This is a genomic window from Exiguobacterium sp. PHA03, assembly GCF_041945985.1.
GTDB lineage: Bacteria > Bacillota > Bacilli > Exiguobacteriales > Exiguobacteriaceae > Exiguobacterium_A.
In genome coordinates, this window is sequence record NZ_JAUTYQ010000001.1 from 562,533 (window position 1) to 577,954 (window position 15,422).

The 15,422-nt window shown below is 46.5% G+C and carries 21 protein-coding genes, 1 other RNA gene and 1 pseudogene; 14 read left to right on the forward strand and 9 right to left on the reverse strand.

The window, feature by feature from the left end; translation table 11 throughout:
- Nucleotides 1–42 precede the first annotated feature (42 nt).
- Complete coding sequence (locus Q7C19_RS02875) at nt 43–1,386, forward strand: S8 family peptidase (RefSeq protein WP_375091541.1); 1,344 nt, start codon at nt 43–45, stop codon at nt 1,384–1,386.
- A gap of 46 nt (nt 1,387–1,432) precedes the next feature.
- On the opposite strand, the gene Q7C19_RS02880 is transcribed toward Q7C19_RS02875, so the two are convergent.
- Entirely contained in the window at nt 1,433–1,876 is a 444-nt protein-coding gene (locus tag Q7C19_RS02880) for a hypothetical protein (protein WP_375091542.1), read from the reverse strand.
- A gap of 134 nt (nt 1,877–2,010) precedes the next feature.
- Here Q7C19_RS02880 and rnpB point away from each other — a divergent pair.
- Nucleotides 2,011–2,384, forward strand: an RNA gene (rnpB, locus tag Q7C19_RS02885) — RNase P RNA component class B.
- Between the two features lie 111 nt (nt 2,385–2,495).
- Nucleotides 2,496–3,641, forward strand: a complete 1,146-nt coding sequence (locus tag Q7C19_RS02890; RefSeq protein WP_290714656.1) for a THUMP domain-containing class I SAM-dependent RNA methyltransferase — start codon at nt 2,496–2,498, stop codon at nt 3,639–3,641.
- A 71-nt stretch (nt 3,642–3,712) separates the two neighbouring features.
- Here the strand turns inward: Q7C19_RS02890 and Q7C19_RS02895 are convergent, their stop codons facing one another.
- The 3 genes from Q7C19_RS02895 to Q7C19_RS02905 form a co-directional block, all read right to left on the reverse strand.
- Nucleotides 3,713–4,861, reverse strand: a complete 1,149-nt coding sequence (locus Q7C19_RS02895; RefSeq protein ID WP_375091543.1) for a tyrosine-type recombinase/integrase — start codon at nt 4,859–4,861, stop codon at nt 3,713–3,715.
- Between the two features lie 65 nt (nt 4,862–4,926).
- On the reverse strand, nt 4,927–5,529 hold the full coding sequence (locus Q7C19_RS02900) for a DUF4352 domain-containing protein (RefSeq protein WP_375091544.1): 603 nt from the start codon (nt 5,527–5,529) through the stop codon (nt 4,927–4,929).
- Nucleotides 5,530–5,996: 467 nt separating this feature from the next.
- The gene (locus tag Q7C19_RS02905; protein ID WP_375091545.1) at nt 5,997–6,266 is read right to left on the reverse strand and encodes a hypothetical protein; all 270 of its coding nucleotides are present in this window, start codon (nt 6,264–6,266) and stop codon (nt 5,997–5,999) included.
- A gap of 76 nt (nt 6,267–6,342) precedes the next feature.
- Here Q7C19_RS02905 and Q7C19_RS02910 point away from each other — a divergent pair.
- From Q7C19_RS02910 to Q7C19_RS02920, 3 genes and pseudogenes are all read left to right on the forward strand, one after another.
- Nucleotides 6,343–6,390 (forward strand): annotated as a pseudogene (locus Q7C19_RS02910) (hypothetical protein); the annotation flags it as partial.
- Nucleotides 6,391–6,423: 33 nt separating this feature from the next.
- Nucleotides 6,424–6,744 (forward strand): peptidoglycan-binding domain-containing protein, encoded by a 321-nt coding sequence (locus tag Q7C19_RS02915; protein ID WP_375091546.1) that lies wholly within the window; start codon nt 6,424–6,426, stop codon nt 6,742–6,744.
- Nucleotides 6,745–6,768: 24 nt separating this feature from the next.
- Nucleotides 6,769–7,023: a phage holin gene (locus Q7C19_RS02920; RefSeq protein WP_375091547.1), complete on the forward strand. Its 255-nt coding sequence runs from the start codon at nt 6,769–6,771 to the stop codon at nt 7,021–7,023.
- A gap of 50 nt (nt 7,024–7,073) precedes the next feature.
- On the opposite strand, the gene Q7C19_RS02925 is transcribed toward Q7C19_RS02920, so the two are convergent.
- Together Q7C19_RS02925 and Q7C19_RS02930 are read right to left on the reverse strand one after the other, a co-directional pair.
- On the reverse strand, nt 7,074–7,280 hold the full coding sequence (locus Q7C19_RS02925) for a hypothetical protein (RefSeq protein ID WP_375091548.1): 207 nt from the start codon (nt 7,278–7,280) through the stop codon (nt 7,074–7,076).
- 502 nt (nt 7,281–7,782) lie between these two features.
- Complete coding sequence (locus tag Q7C19_RS02930; protein ID WP_375091549.1) at nt 7,783–9,015, reverse strand: hypothetical protein; 1,233 nt, start codon at nt 9,013–9,015, stop codon at nt 7,783–7,785.
- 639 nt (nt 9,016–9,654) lie between these two features.
- Between Q7C19_RS02930 and Q7C19_RS02935 the strand changes: the two genes are divergently transcribed.
- Nucleotides 9,655–10,167 (forward strand): hypothetical protein, encoded by a 513-nt coding sequence (locus Q7C19_RS02935; RefSeq protein WP_375091550.1) that lies wholly within the window; start codon nt 9,655–9,657, stop codon nt 10,165–10,167.
- A gap of 29 nt (nt 10,168–10,196) precedes the next feature.
- Nucleotides 10,197–11,042, forward strand: a complete 846-nt coding sequence (locus Q7C19_RS02940; RefSeq protein WP_375091551.1) for an SMI1/KNR4 family protein — start codon at nt 10,197–10,199, stop codon at nt 11,040–11,042.
- Between the two features lie 56 nt (nt 11,043–11,098).
- On the opposite strand, the gene Q7C19_RS02945 is transcribed toward Q7C19_RS02940, so the two are convergent.
- A complete protein-coding gene (locus tag Q7C19_RS02945) occupies nt 11,099–11,287 on the reverse strand; it encodes a hypothetical protein (RefSeq protein ID WP_029341400.1) in 189 nt (62 codons plus the stop codon).
- Between the two features lie 187 nt (nt 11,288–11,474).
- Here Q7C19_RS02945 and Q7C19_RS02950 point away from each other — a divergent pair, with 187 nt between their 5' ends.
- The 6 genes from Q7C19_RS02950 (at nt 11,475) to Q7C19_RS02975 (ending at nt 13,958) form a co-directional block, all read left to right on the forward strand.
- On the forward strand, nt 11,475–11,765 hold the full coding sequence (locus tag Q7C19_RS02950) for a hypothetical protein (protein ID WP_375091552.1): 291 nt from the start codon (nt 11,475–11,477) through the stop codon (nt 11,763–11,765).
- A 115-nt stretch (nt 11,766–11,880) separates the two neighbouring features.
- On the forward strand, nt 11,881–12,291 hold the full coding sequence (locus Q7C19_RS02955) for a GNAT family N-acetyltransferase (protein WP_375091553.1): 411 nt from the start codon (nt 11,881–11,883) through the stop codon (nt 12,289–12,291).
- Nucleotides 12,292–12,310: 19 nt separating this feature from the next.
- Nucleotides 12,311–12,535 (forward strand): hypothetical protein, encoded by a 225-nt coding sequence (locus tag Q7C19_RS02960; protein ID WP_375091554.1) that lies wholly within the window; start codon nt 12,311–12,313, stop codon nt 12,533–12,535.
- 73 nt (nt 12,536–12,608) lie between these two features.
- Nucleotides 12,609–12,827 (forward strand): hypothetical protein, encoded by a 219-nt coding sequence (locus tag Q7C19_RS02965; protein ID WP_174316165.1) that lies wholly within the window; start codon nt 12,609–12,611, stop codon nt 12,825–12,827.
- A gap of 73 nt (nt 12,828–12,900) precedes the next feature.
- The gene (locus tag Q7C19_RS02970; protein ID WP_375091555.1) at nt 12,901–13,377 is read left to right on the forward strand and encodes a glutathione peroxidase; all 477 of its coding nucleotides are present in this window, start codon (nt 12,901–12,903) and stop codon (nt 13,375–13,377) included.
- A gap of 89 nt (nt 13,378–13,466) precedes the next feature.
- Complete coding sequence (locus Q7C19_RS02975; protein ID WP_375091556.1) at nt 13,467–13,958, forward strand: GNAT family N-acetyltransferase; 492 nt, start codon at nt 13,467–13,469, stop codon at nt 13,956–13,958.
- Nucleotides 13,959–14,041: 83 nt separating this feature from the next.
- On the opposite strand, the gene Q7C19_RS02980 is transcribed toward Q7C19_RS02975, so the two are convergent.
- Both Q7C19_RS02980 and Q7C19_RS02985 read right to left on the reverse strand, forming a co-directional pair.
- Nucleotides 14,042–14,503: a hypothetical protein gene (locus Q7C19_RS02980; RefSeq protein WP_375091557.1), complete on the reverse strand. Its 462-nt coding sequence runs from the start codon at nt 14,501–14,503 to the stop codon at nt 14,042–14,044.
- A gap of 3 nt (nt 14,504–14,506) precedes the next feature.
- Nucleotides 14,507–15,418, reverse strand: coding sequence for an EamA family transporter (locus tag Q7C19_RS02985; protein WP_375091558.1), 912 nt, complete (start codon nt 15,416–15,418; stop codon nt 14,507–14,509).
- Nucleotides 15,419–15,422 lie beyond the last annotated feature (4 nt).

Below are 15,422 nucleotides of genomic sequence, written 5' to 3' on the forward strand. Positions count from 1 at the left end.
GATTCTTCGGTCGGCGCGTAATCAGAGAAGGGCAGGGTTCCCATGAAAAAGCAACTTGCACTACTCACGCTAGCGACAATCGTCGCCATGCCAACGTCTGCTTTCGCGCAGTCTCAATACGTACAATATGATCCGACGTTTACAGAACAACAAAAACAAGAGTGGTTGGCGAATCAGGGGCTGACCGAGATTCGTGCCTTGAAACAAAAAGGATTCTCGCTCGTCGAGCCGCTTGCGCATCTCGAAGAAAAGGATATCGATGCCGATTTGATTCCAATCACGGACGTCAAGAGAGCAACGGATTCCGCTCAATTTCAACAAACGTATCTTGATCAGTCACGCATTCCGGCTTACTGGAAGTACAGCCGCGGAAAATCGGATGTTCGTGTTGCAATCATCGATGATGCAATCGATACGAAACACCGCGAGTTCAAGGACGTCATCTATAAGACGACGACGATTTCTGGAATCCGAAAACCAGACGACCACGGGACACACGTTGCCGGCATCGTCGCGGCGCGTGAAGACGGTCAAGGAATTGTCGGTGTCGCTTCTGGTGTCAAACTGATCGGGGCCGATGTCTTCGATGGAGACTTTGCTGCATCAATCGACATCGGCGACGGTATTTTGTATGCAATCGAGCAGGGAGCGGATGTCATCAATCTCTCACTCGGACAATATGAGTTTGATCCGTACATGGAAGCAGCGGTCAAAAAGGCGGAAGCGAAGAACATACTCGTCGTCGGAGCAGCCGGAAACGACGGGCGCAATAAAGTACTCTTCCCAGGATCGATGAGTCAAGTCGTCGGTGTCGGGTCCGTCGGAACGCTGGGGCGTGCCTCGACGTTCTCGAACTACGGTAAAGGAGTCAACATCATGGCACCGGGGGAAGGGATCTACTCGACAATCGTCGGCAACAAGTACGGCTACTTGGACGGAACATCGATGGCGACACCGGTCGTCAGTGGTGTGTTGGCGCTCGCGAAATCGAAGAACCCATTCGTCTCGAACACGACGATGCGCAGTAAGTTATATGCTGCAGCGACGAAAAAATCAGGTGATACGAAGTTGCATTACGGAGCAGGCCGCTTGAATGCCGGAATCTTAGCGACACTGCCGGCACCGATCTCGAAGATCTCGTTACCGGCAACGGTTAAGCCGAATCAGGCGTTTACATTCTATTTTGATGAGTATGCGAGTGCGAAGACGACGACACGTCTCTATAAGGACGGGAAGGTCGTTAAGACATTCACGCAATCGAATTTAACGAACGGTACGCATAAGTTTACGTATAAGTTGAAAGACAAGGGGTCATATAAGCTTGTCTTTACAACGACAGGTGGACGGCATACGCGGACCGTCGAACGCTTACTGACAGTCAAATAAAAAAGCGCCTCCCACTGAGTGGGAAGCGCCGTACGAGACCTGAAGGTTACTTCGGGTCTTTTCCTTTTTTATAGACGGGCGTCGGAGGCGTCAATGCCTCTCCAGTCCATGTGATCATCGCTTCCATCTTGTATCCTGTGTCATCCTCATGGACGAACGACAGGCGACTGGAATCGATCAATTGGTATAAACCATAAGCGACCTGGTCGGCCCAAGAGCGTAACGTCATCGCTTCATCATACATCGGGATTTGCTCAGGGAACCGTTCGTTCATAAGCAAGATATCGTGTTGATCGAAATGATAGCTACGTTTTGAGAGTGCATCGGGCGCCTTGACGTTGAACGGCTCGAACGCGTGGATGAGCTCTCCTTGACGATAGAAGGCGAAGATGCCGTTTCGCAGATGAAGTGCCTTGATCTCGTCGATCTCGATCAGGAATGTCAACTTGCGAACCGTTCGCCGGTTCGTACCAGAGCGTCGTTTTTTCATGCTGCATGCCTCCTTCTGAACTCTTGTACTATACCGTGAAATGAGGCAGGGACGCAACTTTTTCGTTTGTAAAACGAGAATTACCTCTTGCAGGAAAGCGGCATCTACGCTACACTCATAAGCAGTGACTATGTTGGTTCGGACAATCGCGGGGCATTTCGATGCTTTGAGGAAAGTCCATGCTCGCACAGCCTGCGATGGCTGTAGTGATCGTGCTACACTAAAAGATAAGTGTAGGCAGCGTCAAGCTGACGGCAGAAGGAACGCCTAAGTCTTCGGATATGGCCGAAACTTCTTGAAGGTGCCACAGTGACGGAGCTTCATGGGAAACCATGAAGGTGGAACGAGGTAAACCCCACGAGCGAGAAACCCAAATTTGGTAGGGGAATTTCCGGAGCGGAACTGAACGCAATGGAGAGCGTATGCAAATACGGAGATAGATGATTGTCGCCTGCGTGTGAGGGTCAAACCGTTTGGAACACTAAGGAACAGAACATGGCTTACAGGACCACATAGGCTGTTATTTTTAAGTTGAACGAGAGTCCAGGTCCACCCTGGGCTCTTTTTTTATTGCAATGAAACGATACTGTGGAAGAAACGATAAAGGAGTGAACGCGATATGGCAAAACGCTTAGTCATCGCGACAGCGGCGATGGGAATCGAAGCGCTCGTCGCAAAAGAAGTCCGTGCGTTAGGATACGAGTGTACGGTCGAAGACGGAAAGGTCTACATCGATTGTGAGATGGAGGACATTCCCCGTTTGAACATGTGGCTCCGGACAGCGGACCGGATCAAACTTGTCGTTGCTGAGTTCCGCGCGACGACATTCGAAAAATTGTTCGATCAAGTCAAGGCACTACCGTGGCACGAATTGATGCCGTGGGATGCGAACTTCATCGTCAACGGTCGTTCGGTCAAATCGAAGCTGTTCTCGATCCGTGACTGTCAAAAGATCACTGAGAAAGCGATCGTCTCGCACATGCAAGAGCAGTACAACAAAGGAACGGAATGGTTGCCGAAGACCGGCGCGAGCTATCCGATTGAAGTTGCTTTGTTAAAAGACATCGCGACATTAACGATCGATACGTCTGGCGACGCGTTACACAAACGTGGCTACCGTGAATTCCACTCGGCCGCTCCACTGAAAGAAACGATGGCAGCAGCGATGCTGATGCTGACGAACTGGAAGCCGGACATGCCGCTCTACGACGTCTTCACCGGTTCAGGTACGCTTGCGATCGAAGCAGCGATGATCGGGCGTAATATCGCACCAGGCATCAACCGTGAGTTCGTCTCACAAGAGTGGAAATGCATTCCGAAGAAGGCGTGGTTCGATGCGATCAACGAAGCGAACGAAAAAGCGGAGTGGGACAAACCACTGAAAATTTACGCAAGCGATGTCGATCCAGAGATGGTCAAGCTTGCGAAAACGAACGCAGAACTTGCAGACGTCCGCGATGCGATCAACGTCATGCAACGCGATGCAGCAGACTTCAAACCGAAGGAAGACTTCGGTGTCATCATCGGGAACCCGCCTTACGGGGAACGTCTCGAGGACGCGCGTGAAGTCCATCAGCTGTACCGCAAGATCGGAACAGCGTATAAAGAATTCCCATACTACAGTGTCTACATGATCACGTCGTATGTCGAGTTCGAAAAAGCCTACGGACGTCCAGCAACGAAACGCCGGAAGCTGTACAACGGGAACATCGAAGTTCAGTTCTATCAATATTATGGTTTGCGTCGAAAAAGACCGCAACAGTAAGCCGTTTCCGACTATCACCAGACCGCCATTGCACATTCATTGCACAGTTGGTCTGAAAAATACGTTTTTTATCAGGAGCCGCTCGGTTGAGCGGTTCTTTTTCTTTCCAATAAATGTTCGAACTGACTTGCCGTATCTGACTGCAAAGTGTGCAATACATGCGCATAGGTATCCATCGTCAAGGTGGCATCGGCATGACCGAGACGTTCCTGGATGACTTTCGCGTGGACGCCCATCTCCATCAATAAGGACGCGTGGGTATGCCGCAGACCGTGCAATGTGATGCTCGGGAGAGCTGCCGCTTTGACGGTCTCGATATGACGTCGGCGAAGTCCGGAGTGCCAGAGGTAAGCGCCATTGACACCGAGACAGATCAAGTCTTCTTCGTTCCGCCATCCCATCCGCAAGCTATTGTAGCGTTGCTCAGTCCGGATGCGGCGCAGTTCTTCCGCGACGTGCGGGGAAATCGTGACGACACGCACTTTCTTTCCTTTCGTATTTGAGAAGGCGTGCCCACCCTTGACCTCGATCGCTGTCCGTTTTACCATGATGACCATCCGTTCGAAATCGATGTCCGACCACCGGAGTGCTGTCGCTTCCCGAGCACGAAGACCGGTGTAGCTAATCAACATCACGGCAGCGTAGTTTCCGGTCGTCATCACGTCACGAGCAGTCCGTAGGTACGTAGCGAGCTGTTCAGCCGAATAGGTCTGCATCTCCTTTAATCCTTCGTTCAGCTTCGAGACGGCAGAGAAGGGGTTCGGTCCTTTGTAGTTGTTCATGCGGATCGCCCAACTGAACATGCCGACGAGAATGGCGCGACGGGAATTGATGGTTGATGCCTTCAATGATGTCCGGCTCCAATCGGCAAGGAGACGCTGAGCGTGAATTGCTTCGACGCGATCAACCTTCAACTTCATGAACCATTCCGGAATCTGTTTGATGATCGATTGATACGAATGATACGTCGTCTCAGCTTTCGTCAGACGGACATGGTCTTCAAGCCATACCTCGAACAGTTGCGCCATCGTCCGTACCTGTATGACCTTCCCGATCGTCCCGTCTCGTCGAGCGGTCATCTTCTCCGCAATCCAGAACTCGACCTCTTGCTTTCGTTTGCTAGAAAAATAGGCTTGAATCCGTTTCCCGTTTTTGTCCGTCCCGAGTGAGAGACGAATCCACCAGAGTCCTGTCTTTTCATTTTTCTTGATTGTTACCATGTTGCTTCCTCCTCTTGCGTACATACGTTCTATTCATGTCAGTAAGAAAAGGCACCTGAGTGCCCTTAGTTTAGCTTGATTAAGGTTTGTTCGCCAGCCTCTGTCCCGACGCCACCCTCGACGAGGACATCATAGCCGGATAGGTTCTGCGGGACTTCGTAGGCGATGTTCGCCGTGAGTGAGAGTCCAGGGTTGATCTTGTCGAAGAAGAGGGACGATCCGTCATTCGCATAGCGTGAGAGCGTCGTATCGGCTTCATACGTCTTGCCGCCTGCTGTGAGCTGGAACATCGAATCATCGATTGTACGTGCCTCGTTATCATCGTTCTGGACGGTCACTTGGACGAGGACGATCTTACCTTGCGTCTCGTCCGCACCTTCCAAGTACGTCCGCTCCTCGCTGCCCTCGACGGTGATCGTCAGGTTGTTCAACTTCACCGGTTGCCCGACGTTCTCGATCTTCACGCCGTCATCCTTAGCACCTTCCGCTTCGACTTGGTCACTCTTCGGATCTTCCACCACCTGGTTGTCATCCTGATTCGAAATCGCGACACCAAAGATGATGAAGACGATAGCAAGCAGAACACCGTTCATCCGGCGTTGATTGAGCTTCGCTTTCTCCTTGCGTTTCCGTTCTTCCCGTTCTTCTCGGTAAAATTCCTCATCCATGATATATCCTCCTTTATTCATTCCCTTGCTAATTCCGTTGAGTTCCAGTTATGTTATGTATATCCATACTCATTCTAACCCAAACTGGTTCCCGATATGAGGCGATTTTTTGCGATCAAGGAAATATCATTCGACAAAGTCTGACGTTTGGTGTCGAACGATTGTATACCAAAGGTGTGTAAATATTGTAATAGGTCTATTGCATTATTTTCCAAAATTATTTACTATGAGAAAAGAAACAAATGTAGTATAAATGTTCGTATTTCATTTCGAAACGAGGCGGTCTTGTGTTAGCAGTGAAGAAGGTAGTTGAATCGAATCCGTCAATTGAGTCCATTCTGAACACGCAGCGGATCAAGCACGTACTGAATCCGCAAACTGGAAAGCTAGAGAAAGTTCCCTACACCTTAAATGACATGATGATAGAGGCGTTAGCCCATGAGAAAAAGGACGAAGAGTGAGAATCCTCACTGCTCGTCCTTCTTTTTTTCGATATTATTACTATTATTATATTCGTTTAATGCTTCGTTCAATTGGAATCTATAAAAGTTAAATAACGTATTTAATCGTTCTCTACCTAAAATATCGGCTTCGGACTCGGATATATTCAATAACTTCAATAACGTCTTCTCTTCTGCCTTCAATATCAATTCTTGTTCAGACTTCGGATGGGGATCGTTGCTTCTAGAATATAGGTAATCAAAACTTGTATCTAATTTTTCAACTAAATCTGGCATGACATCAGCCGGTGGAAATCGTTCCCCTGATTCCCAAGCACCGTAAGCGGACTGGGCAGGCTACGGTCGAGCGGACATCAAAAAGGCGTTAGCGGAAGCGAAGCGTCTCGGCTTCGAGTGGGGTGGCGACTGGGCATCCTTCGTCGATAAGCCGCACTTGCAGTACAACTACAAAGGCTACGGGTCAGACAAGGTACTCGCGACACCTGCCGCTAAACCGGCACCGAAGCCAGCGAGCAAGCCTGCTGCACCACAAGGCGACGGCAAGGCAATCGTTCCATATCCAGGCAAGCCACTCTACGCCGGGGCGAAGGGCATGGTCAAGAAGGACATCGAACGCATCCAGCGTGCGGTCGGGGCGTCCGTCACCGGAAAGTACGATAAGCAGACGGAAGCGAAAGTGACGGCGTACCAGAAACGCAAGAAGCTCGATGCAGATGGTGTCGTCGGTAAAGATACTTGGAACATGCTCTTTTAATCCAAACGAAATGGGGAATTTCAGATGAATCAAAAAGCAATCGCCTTCGTACGCTTAGCTCTTCCGTTATACGCCTTGATCAATGCCTTGTTGCTGTCGCTGGGGTATAGTCCGATTCCATTCGCGCCGGAAAAGGTCGATACTTTTATCACTGGATTGATTGGTGTCATCAGCGTCCTGTGGGCCTGGTGGAAGAACAATAACATCACGCCGGAAGCGCAAGGGATGCAAAAAGCACTTGAAGATAAGAAAGCCTACAACAAACTCAAAGATATCTAACCCACGCCTACCCTCACGGGTGGGCTTTTTTTGCACAAAAAGAGTGCCCGTCAGGACACTCCCAGTTGCATCTTCAGTTGTTCCTCGAAGCGTTCCCGCTTCTTGCGGCTTGCCGTGACGTCGAGCTGCATCAAGTTCTCCGTCTGCTTCAGGACGTCGACCTGCAAGCCTTTCGTCAGACGGTCGAACGCGGCGAGGATCTCAGGTGCCTCTCCCGACAGTACGATCTGCGTCTTGTTCACGAGCAAAACTTTCATGTGCTCCTCCTTGTGTGAAACAGTCCGACGGTCAATGCTTATCTATACCCCGCGTGGGTATGAAGCAAACGGATTGCCCGCAGTCTCTATACGATTCATTGCACACCGATTGTTTTACAGGTGCATTGCATAGTCGATTGCACAGAAAGTGGGAGACACCTGACGATAAGGTAATGGGAAATTACCATTCCAAATCTTAGAAAGTACAGGAAAAGACACTGTAATTATGACGTATAGTTCTATCAATATTATGGTTTGCGTCGGAAACGTCCGCAGGCTTAAGCGATTTGTGGGAGGTGAATGGGGGTCAGTTCCCACTTACTTCCCACTTTTTTATTTTTTTTCGCCAAGATGTCACGAGCCGCTCGGTTGAGCGGTTTTTTTTGTGGTCTAATAATGCCTGGAACTGATTGATAGAATCATGTTGTGGATTGCTCTTAATAAATATGTTCTTTTTAAATCTAAAAGAAAAGGAATCTGAGTGCCCTTAACTGTACTAAGTTCAAGATGCTTCTTCATCGGCGTACTTCATCAAAAACGTACTGTAGGCGGAAATATCAGCTTGAGCGAGTTGTTTCATCGTACTGAAATTCTTTTTGATTTCTTGTGATAGTTGAATAGCGTCAGAATAATCTTGTTTGTCGACGCTATAAAACTGCGTCTGAAGTTGTTCGTAAATCCGGTTCATCTCATCCTGGTTAGCAGCTAACTGTTGCGTAGTAGCCGTCACGTCATCGGGTGCGCTCATTTTTTGAAGCGTGGCGAGTTCTGCACTGATAGGATCCATCATTTCTTTGAGTGAGAACAGCAATGAAGAAACTGGAGCAGTCACCTTATTGCCGTTTGTTCCGACCATTTGATTCAGCTCATCGATTTTGAAGGAGAGCTGGTCGTACATTTGTGAAACGTTGTAGATACTGGATAAAATTGTAGCTGTATCGTAAGCTATTTCCGTTTGAGAATTAGTATTACTCTCTTCCGTTACCGGCTCCGCGACGATCGGTTCTTCTTTTTCAATCGACTCTGGTTTTTTGACTACATCATTCGTCGCGTCCGGGTGCATGTCGTAACGGGACTCATCCATGTTTTCGAAATTGATCGGCGCATTGATCTTGTCGCTCAAGCTCTTCTTGAGGCTACGGAAAATACCGAGATGGATCCAGTAACCGTCTGCCTTCTGGAAATAGCGCTCCCGATCGACTAAGACCATGTCCGAGAAGTTATCGAGATTCATCTGGTCAAGCGTCTGTCGAGTGTAATACGATTTTAGGACCGGTTCGAGTTCTTCGTTGCCATTGTCGTCTGTCATGACCGTAGATCGTTCAAAGGCGAATAAATCGAAGTTCTTGTTCTTATAGAGGTCCTCCAACAAACGAATCGAATCCAAAGCATAACTTTCGGCCATCGTGTTCTCGCTCCAGAATGCAGAATCTTTATACTGAACAATCAACGTTTTGTTTTTCACCTTCGCACCAGTAATGTCTTTGCTGTACTTCTTTAGCTCGGCACTAATTGTTTTGGGTGTAGCGTGTTCGAGATCTGCTGTGACTTCCGGATTCTCTTTTTCTTTCTTGCCTTCTACTTTTACTTCTTTCTTCATTTCGGTTGGCTTATCATTCTGAGCGCTATAGATGCTACCGAACATACCTATGATGAGAACACCGAATATAGCGAATAACGTACCTTTTCCGCCCATACCAGATGGTTTCCGGTTTAAACGTCTTCTTCCTTCCAATTTATATCCTCCTTTATCAAGTATGTTGATAATTCTAATTCGAACCATTTATGTTGTTTTTATCCATATTTATTTTAACGCAAATAGCTTTCTAATACGACTCAGATTTAAGCGGTGGGACAAATATCTTCGCATCGAATAATCGTATATCTGCATATATGAATATTGAGATATAGTTATTGCATTATTTTTCAAGAGTTATAGTCTCCGTCGAGATAATTACAAGCTTAAGTTACAGTTGGTATTCGAGTGATCGCTGTTGGACAACCATTACATAGTTAAAGTGAAAATTCGAAAAAATTTCTTGAGAATCACTCTAGATTAAATTAATGCAATATCAAAAATCCCTTTGAAATGACATACTTAAAAAAAGTACAAACTTCGAAAGAGTTTTTGATTAGCACAAAGTATATTTTTAAGCAGGATGATACGAATAGTAGTCAAAAGGTAAACATTAATGATGTACTTATACATACTGAGGGAGAAAAACTTGACTAGGATCTGGATCGAAGAGTATGAAGTAACGGATGATTTAGGACGTCTATTTGGTCATTTTTAGATGTGGATGATTCAATTAAAACGGCATATTTAATAAGTCCGTCAGAGGGAGACGAATGTATTACACCGACGAAGAAAATTTTGTTTGAGTTTTTAGAGCATCGAAATGATTTTCCGCTGTATCTGTATTTTTCAGATGAATATGTATTAAGAGAAAGACGTCAGCAGTTATTTCAGCTACATGATATTGACTACACCATTCGAACAGTTTATCCGAATCGCAAACATCATATGGATCCGCTTGTCTATTTTACAGTCGAGTTAAAGAACAAGGAAGCACTCAGACGCGTCGTTCACGAGACGTACTGGTTAGGAGAAGAGAATGTCTTGTACGTGATTTCGAATTACGATAATTTAAAATTTACGTTTGTGGAAAGGCGGCATTGGGGGTTCCAACAATATCTGTCAGTTGCTTCGTTTGATCGAACCCATCCATCGGTACTTATCAAGCCTGGTCATGACGGTTGTGGTTTTTTCATATGCTCAAACGATGTATCGATGAACTCGTTAGAAAACGTCATCCAAAATATGCCGGAAGAAATAATTATTTATCAAATCAATGATGAACTGTATGAACCTGAGGATGAAGAGTAAATTCATTCTTCAACTATCGGAGGTAATATATGAAGCCAGCTATCAGACATATCAATCCATCGTCTAAACGTCCGGGTGTATCACTCGTCGAAATAAAACGAGCAGAAAAAATCCTCGGTGTAAAATTCCCGACGGATTACATTTCGCTTATGCAGGAATCAAATGGTCCAGCCTTTCATGACTGGCAACTCTATTCGATACCGACCGAATCGAGTCATGCTGAAGTAAAAGACATCATCCACCATTACGCAAATCGTCCAGATGGTTTACCGGAGGATATGATTTGCTTTGGCGAACATTTAGATGGTAGACGGTTATGCTACCGGATTCGACGCCGTTTTTTACAAGAACTCGTCTTTACGTGGCATCCGAAAAAAGGACTTGAAAAATATTGCGCTTCTTCACTTGACGCATGGGTGGAATCAGAGATGTTACGCGACCGAGCAAATAAAAAGATTTCAATTGGTACTTTTAATGTTAGTAGTCGAATGCTCGTGACGGATTCGAATGAACAGGACGCAGCATCGATTATCTTGGAACAAGTGAAATCTGGGGTATGGACGGCTTCTGTCACATATGCCTCGGATGGGACGATTCGTTTACTTACTGTGTATGAAGGGAATGACCAGCCGACGGGTAAATGGACGCGTTCGCATGAGATCGCGATTGATTCGGGATATGTACTGATAAGTGATGAGATTGCATTTCGTAAGCAAGAACTATCCGAAGAACTCTTTTTTGGTCAAGAAGACCTCCATTTGTTGCGAGCCGGTATCATGACCGAGTCCGGATACGGAGACGGCATCTATGATCTGAAAGTAAAGAAAAATCGAGATAAACAAATCATCGGGGTACGGATTAATTTCATGGAGTAGTAATGGAAAGACCGGACGAAGGAATGCACCTTCGTCCGGTCTTTTGCGGTATGTAGTTATTTGATGTTGTCGATGGCGTTGCCGTCTTGATCGACTTGAGTAGAAAGTCCTGTCCAGCCACGACCTTTTGTCTCCAGCCAGCTAGTGAATTCAACGAGAAATTCCTCGTGTGGTACATGTCCGCCATCTTTTTTGACGACGACATATCCGTCAAGCTTTACATATGACTCCTTCAGCGATTCCATTCGTAATCTCCTCCTAAGTAGCGGATGTGAAAGTAAGAGTATATCGCTCGAAAGATTCGTTTACAAATGATATCCATTTGTCATTAAATCTATCAAAAAATTGTGGAATCCAACTGAAGGCGGATATACCAATTAACAGATTCCAAATATAGTAAATAAAGAGGTGGAATAAGGAGGAGACGATTCAATGTGGATCATGCTTGGGTTAGTGGCGATTGGATTTACCGCGCTGAACATCATCTTTTATTTGATCGGTAAGGATTATCGTTTCCTGATGGTGCTCGGACTAAGTTTTACGGCACTTACTTTGTGCGCAGAATACCGTCTCGTCGCAGAATTCGTCGCACGGGAGGACTGGGCGGCATTACAAGACGTCGTACCGGGAATGGAGCGGGCGCTATGGGTGTTAACATTCATCTCAATCGTCTTGAATCTGTTGCCGTTAGTACTCGATTACCGAAAAAATCGATCGCGTTGACGAATCGAAGAGGAGCTGAAACACGATGAACTATGTCTTTTCACCGCTAACGCAACGGCAGGCAGAACAGATTGCCTACGAGTGGTAGTATGATGGTCCGTTTGCATTTTATGATATGCCAAACGACGTAGACGACTTAGCCGAATTTCTCAATCCAGAGGAGCGGACCGAGCATTACTTCGCTGTGTTGAATAGGGATGAATTGATTGGCTACTATGTATTCGAACCAAACGCAGACGTCGTTGACGTCGGGCTTGGCATGCGATCAGATTTGACGGGACGAGGAAATGGAGTGGCATTTTTAGAAGCCGGTCTTGCGTTCATCATGGACCGGTTTGCACCTAAACAAATTGAATTAGCTGTCGCGACATTCAACGAGCGGGCGATTCGCCTGTATACGAAAAGTGGCTTTCTTCCCGTCGAACGATTCCAACAGGCGACGAACGGTGGAAGCTATGAATTTTTGAAGATGCGTTTACAACCCATCTACTCGACGAAACCTTTTCCAAAATATGTAATTAGATAAATGAAAAGGAGATGATGTCATGGCACGTTGCACGAATTGTCAATACAAGTTCAAAACAAAAGAACTACTCGCTGTCAGTGTTGCAATACATGGTAAAGGCAAACCATGTCCGAACTGTGGCGTGAAACAATACATGTACCGGAAGTCACAATCTTATCTTTCACTCGGGAATATCAGTCTCTTGTTTGTCCTGTTCTTACCGTTTCTGATTCGATTGAGCGATCGGGAAGAATCCATAATATAAGCTGTCGGTTACCTCAATTTCATGAAACTTTTTCCTGAATCCACCAGTAGATACAGGGGAAGGGGATGATTAGATGGTGCGTTGTACGAATTGCCAGTATACGTTCAAAACAAAAGAAGTGCTTGCTGTCGGATTTGCGAAACATGGGAAAGCATGTCCGAACTGCGGCGTGAAGCAATACATTTCAAAAGACTCGCAACATTACTTATCGCTCGGATACGTCAGTCTCTTGTTCGTCTTGATCCTACCGTTCGTCATCAAACTGAGCGACAAAGAAGAGACGATCTGGTAAAGCATTACGCGCATGCCTGAAAACGACAGGGTGCGCGTTTTGTCTTATACTCGGGGCAAAGGAGCTGGGAAACATGCAAACCGTATACGATGCAACCGTACAAAAAGCAGCGGGAGAGACTGTTTCATTAGGTGACTATGCGGGGCGTGTCCTCGTGATCGTCAACACGGCAAGCAAATGTGGGCTCGTCAAACAACTTGGCGAACTACAGGCATTGTATGATAAATATGACGAGCAAGGAGTCACGGTGCTTGGCTTTCCGTGCGATCAATTCAATCAGCAGGAGTTCGCGAGTCAGGAAGAGACGATGCAGTTCTGTCAGCTGAACTATGGCGTGACGTTTCCGATGTTTCAGAAAATCGACGTCAATGGACCAAATGAGCATCCGCTCTATACATTTCTAAAACGCGAACGCTCGGGTCTACTGTCGTCAAAGATCAAATGGAACTATACGAAGTTTTTAATCGATCGCCAAGGACGTGTTGTACAACGCTTCAGTCCGATCGATTCCGTCCAGTCGGTTGAGAAAACCTTATCTTTGTATTTATAATCCAAATAACCGTCCGGCGCGAGTCGTTGGGCGGTTATGAATGAATGCGAGAGGTACATATGAAAATTAATTCTGTCTCAATCAGAAAAATGCAACATACCGATTATGAAATCATGTCTCAATGGTTAAGTACAAAAGAAGTGTTAGAGTTCTATGGAGATATGAACGCACCATTTACGTTACGACAAGTGATAGATAAATACGAACCGAGAGTAAACGGAGAGACACCTGTCGCTCCCTACATCGTAGAGTTAGATGATGAACCTATTGGATTCATGCAACGTTATTTGATAACGGACGAACAAAAAGAGGCATTTGGATATCCTGCGAATTTTATCATAATTGGAATTGACCAGTTTATTGGTTATCCTGAACTTTTTAATAAAGGTATTGGAACGAAAATGATAAAGTTATTCGTAGAAGATATCGCTCGAGGCAAGGAAGTAAATCGAATTATACTAGATCCTGACGTATCAAATCTTAGAGCAATTAAAGCTTATGAAAAATGCGGGTTTCAGAAAGTTAAAAAAATCAATGAAGATACGTGCTGGATGATGGAGTATACGATTGATCATCCATAATCTGCTCCTATGAATGTTCATAGAAAAGATCCACGAAACGAATATCCGTTTCGTGGATCTTTTGCGTATGAAAATGGTTCAGATCATTCAACGCTAAAAGAATCAAATGAATAGGTGACGATTGCATCGCTGCGCTTATGTCCGAAATCGGTCAGAACCGGTGGACGGGGGGACAAGACATGAAAATCCTGCTCGAACGCACGAAGCCAGTAATGAACCCAGTCTTTTGTAGGATCGAGATTCATCATTTCACGTGCGAATGTCAGTAGCTTTGAATCGGTCAGCGTCAGAAGTGGAATTGGGTTGATCTCGACATCTTCTTTTAGTTCATAGAGGTCCGGTGAACGAAGCAGAATCGCATCCGCCTCGAAGGTCAATCGGAAGTAATTACAGCTGTAGTCGCCGACGATGACCATCGTCTCCTCCGTATGCCCACGAAAATGAAAGATCAATCGGTTACCATTTGCGACATCCATCAAGAACTGATTAAGTCCGATGTGATAATCTTCGCGAAATTGTAGTTTCTCAAGCGTGATTTCTTGCATGATTTAGCCTCCAGTCCGAGTTTGTCGTTCTTCTGTCAAAACGGTTTGGCGCGCTGCTAGGCGAGACGAACCAATCAATAAGGCGATTCCGAGTAATAATAACGAGATTCCGAACCAAGCCGTACCACTTAATTCTTCACCAAGGACGAACACACCAAGTAAGGCGGCAGTCAGCGGCTCACCGAGCGAGAGCGTGACGGCAGTCGACGATGGTACATTCGATAGTCCTTTTGCGAATAACCAGTAAGCGATTCCGGTCGCAACGACGCCGAGATGGAGGCTGATTCCGGCACCACGTGACGTGAACAACCAGGAGAGATCGAATAAGAAGAGCAGAGGTGACAACAGTAAAGCGCTCGTCGTGAAAATGACGGCAACGACTGACAGCGGCGCGTGTGTCTTGACGAGGTTTCGACTGACGAACGTATACCCGGCAAAGGATAGTCCGGCACCGAGTGCAAGGACGATTCCGATTGGATCAATCGCGACCGTTCCTTGATTGTTCAATAGCAACAGACAGCCGGTGATCGATAGTCCGGTCGATGCCCACCACAGCAGCGCTGGACGTTTCTTTAGGAACAGCCACTCGATACACCCGGAAAAGATTGGTGCGCTACCGATTGCGACGACGGTACCGACGGCGACACCGGTCATCAATACAGCGGAGAAGAACAGCGGTTGGTAAGCCGCCATGCTGACGGCAGCGAGTAAAATCGTCCGCACCGGCCAGTCGCGTAACGTCAGCGTTCCTTTGAAGAGAACGAGACAGAGTAAGAACAGTCCACCGACAGCCAGACGAACGGCACCAATTGCAATCGGGTGTGCATCTTCTGGCGCAAAGGCTTGTGAGGTCCCCGTCGTGCCCCAAAAGATCGCAGCGAGTAATATGAGCAACATCGATGATGATTTAGACATGGGT

What these genes read in the sequence shown, in the direction of transcription:
- Q7C19_RS02875 (WP_375091541.1), top strand. Translation starts at nt 43, where the DNA reads ATGAAAAAGCAACTTGCACTACTCACGCTAGCGACAATCGTCGCCATG.
- Q7C19_RS02880 (WP_375091542.1), bottom strand. Translation starts at nt 1,876, where the DNA reads ATGAAAAAACGACGCTCTGGTACGAACCGGCGAACGGTTCGCAAGTTG.
- Q7C19_RS02890 (WP_290714656.1), top strand. Translation starts at nt 2,496, where the DNA reads ATGGCAAAACGCTTAGTCATCGCGACAGCGGCGATGGGAATCGAAGCG.
- Q7C19_RS02895 (WP_375091543.1), bottom strand. Translation starts at nt 4,861, where the DNA reads ATGGTAACAATCAAGAAAAATGAAAAGACAGGACTCTGGTGGATTCGT.
- Q7C19_RS02900 (WP_375091544.1), bottom strand. Translation starts at nt 5,529, where the DNA reads ATGGATGAGGAATTTTACCGAGAAGAACGGGAAGAACGGAAACGCAAG.
- Q7C19_RS02905 (WP_375091545.1), bottom strand. Translation starts at nt 6,266, where the DNA reads ATGCCAGATTTAGTTGAAAAATTAGATACAAGTTTTGATTACCTATAT.
- Q7C19_RS02920 (WP_375091547.1), top strand. Translation starts at nt 6,769, where the DNA reads ATGAATCAAAAAGCAATCGCCTTCGTACGCTTAGCTCTTCCGTTATAC.
- Q7C19_RS02925 (WP_375091548.1), bottom strand. Translation starts at nt 7,280, where the DNA reads ATGAAAGTTTTGCTCGTGAACAAGACGCAGATCGTACTGTCGGGAGAG.
- Q7C19_RS02940 (WP_375091551.1), top strand. Translation starts at nt 10,197, where the DNA reads ATGAAGCCAGCTATCAGACATATCAATCCATCGTCTAAACGTCCGGGT.
- Q7C19_RS02945 (WP_029341400.1), bottom strand. Translation starts at nt 11,287, where the DNA reads ATGGAATCGCTGAAGGAGTCATATGTAAAGCTTGACGGATATGTCGTC.
- Q7C19_RS02950 (WP_375091552.1), top strand. Translation starts at nt 11,475, where the DNA reads ATGTGGATCATGCTTGGGTTAGTGGCGATTGGATTTACCGCGCTGAAC.
- Q7C19_RS02955 (WP_375091553.1), top strand. Translation starts at nt 11,881, where the DNA reads ATGCCAAACGACGTAGACGACTTAGCCGAATTTCTCAATCCAGAGGAG.
- Q7C19_RS02960 (WP_375091554.1), top strand. Translation starts at nt 12,311, where the DNA reads ATGGCACGTTGCACGAATTGTCAATACAAGTTCAAAACAAAAGAACTA.
- Q7C19_RS02965 (WP_174316165.1), top strand. Translation starts at nt 12,609, where the DNA reads ATGGTGCGTTGTACGAATTGCCAGTATACGTTCAAAACAAAAGAAGTG.
- Q7C19_RS02970 (WP_375091555.1), top strand. Translation starts at nt 12,901, where the DNA reads ATGCAAACCGTATACGATGCAACCGTACAAAAAGCAGCGGGAGAGACT.
- Q7C19_RS02975 (WP_375091556.1), top strand. Translation starts at nt 13,467, where the DNA reads ATGCAACATACCGATTATGAAATCATGTCTCAATGGTTAAGTACAAAA.
- Q7C19_RS02980 (WP_375091557.1), bottom strand. Translation starts at nt 14,503, where the DNA reads ATGCAAGAAATCACGCTTGAGAAACTACAATTTCGCGAAGATTATCAC.
- Q7C19_RS02985 (WP_375091558.1), bottom strand. Translation starts at nt 15,418, where the DNA reads ATGTCTAAATCATCATCGATGTTGCTCATATTACTCGCTGCGATCTTT.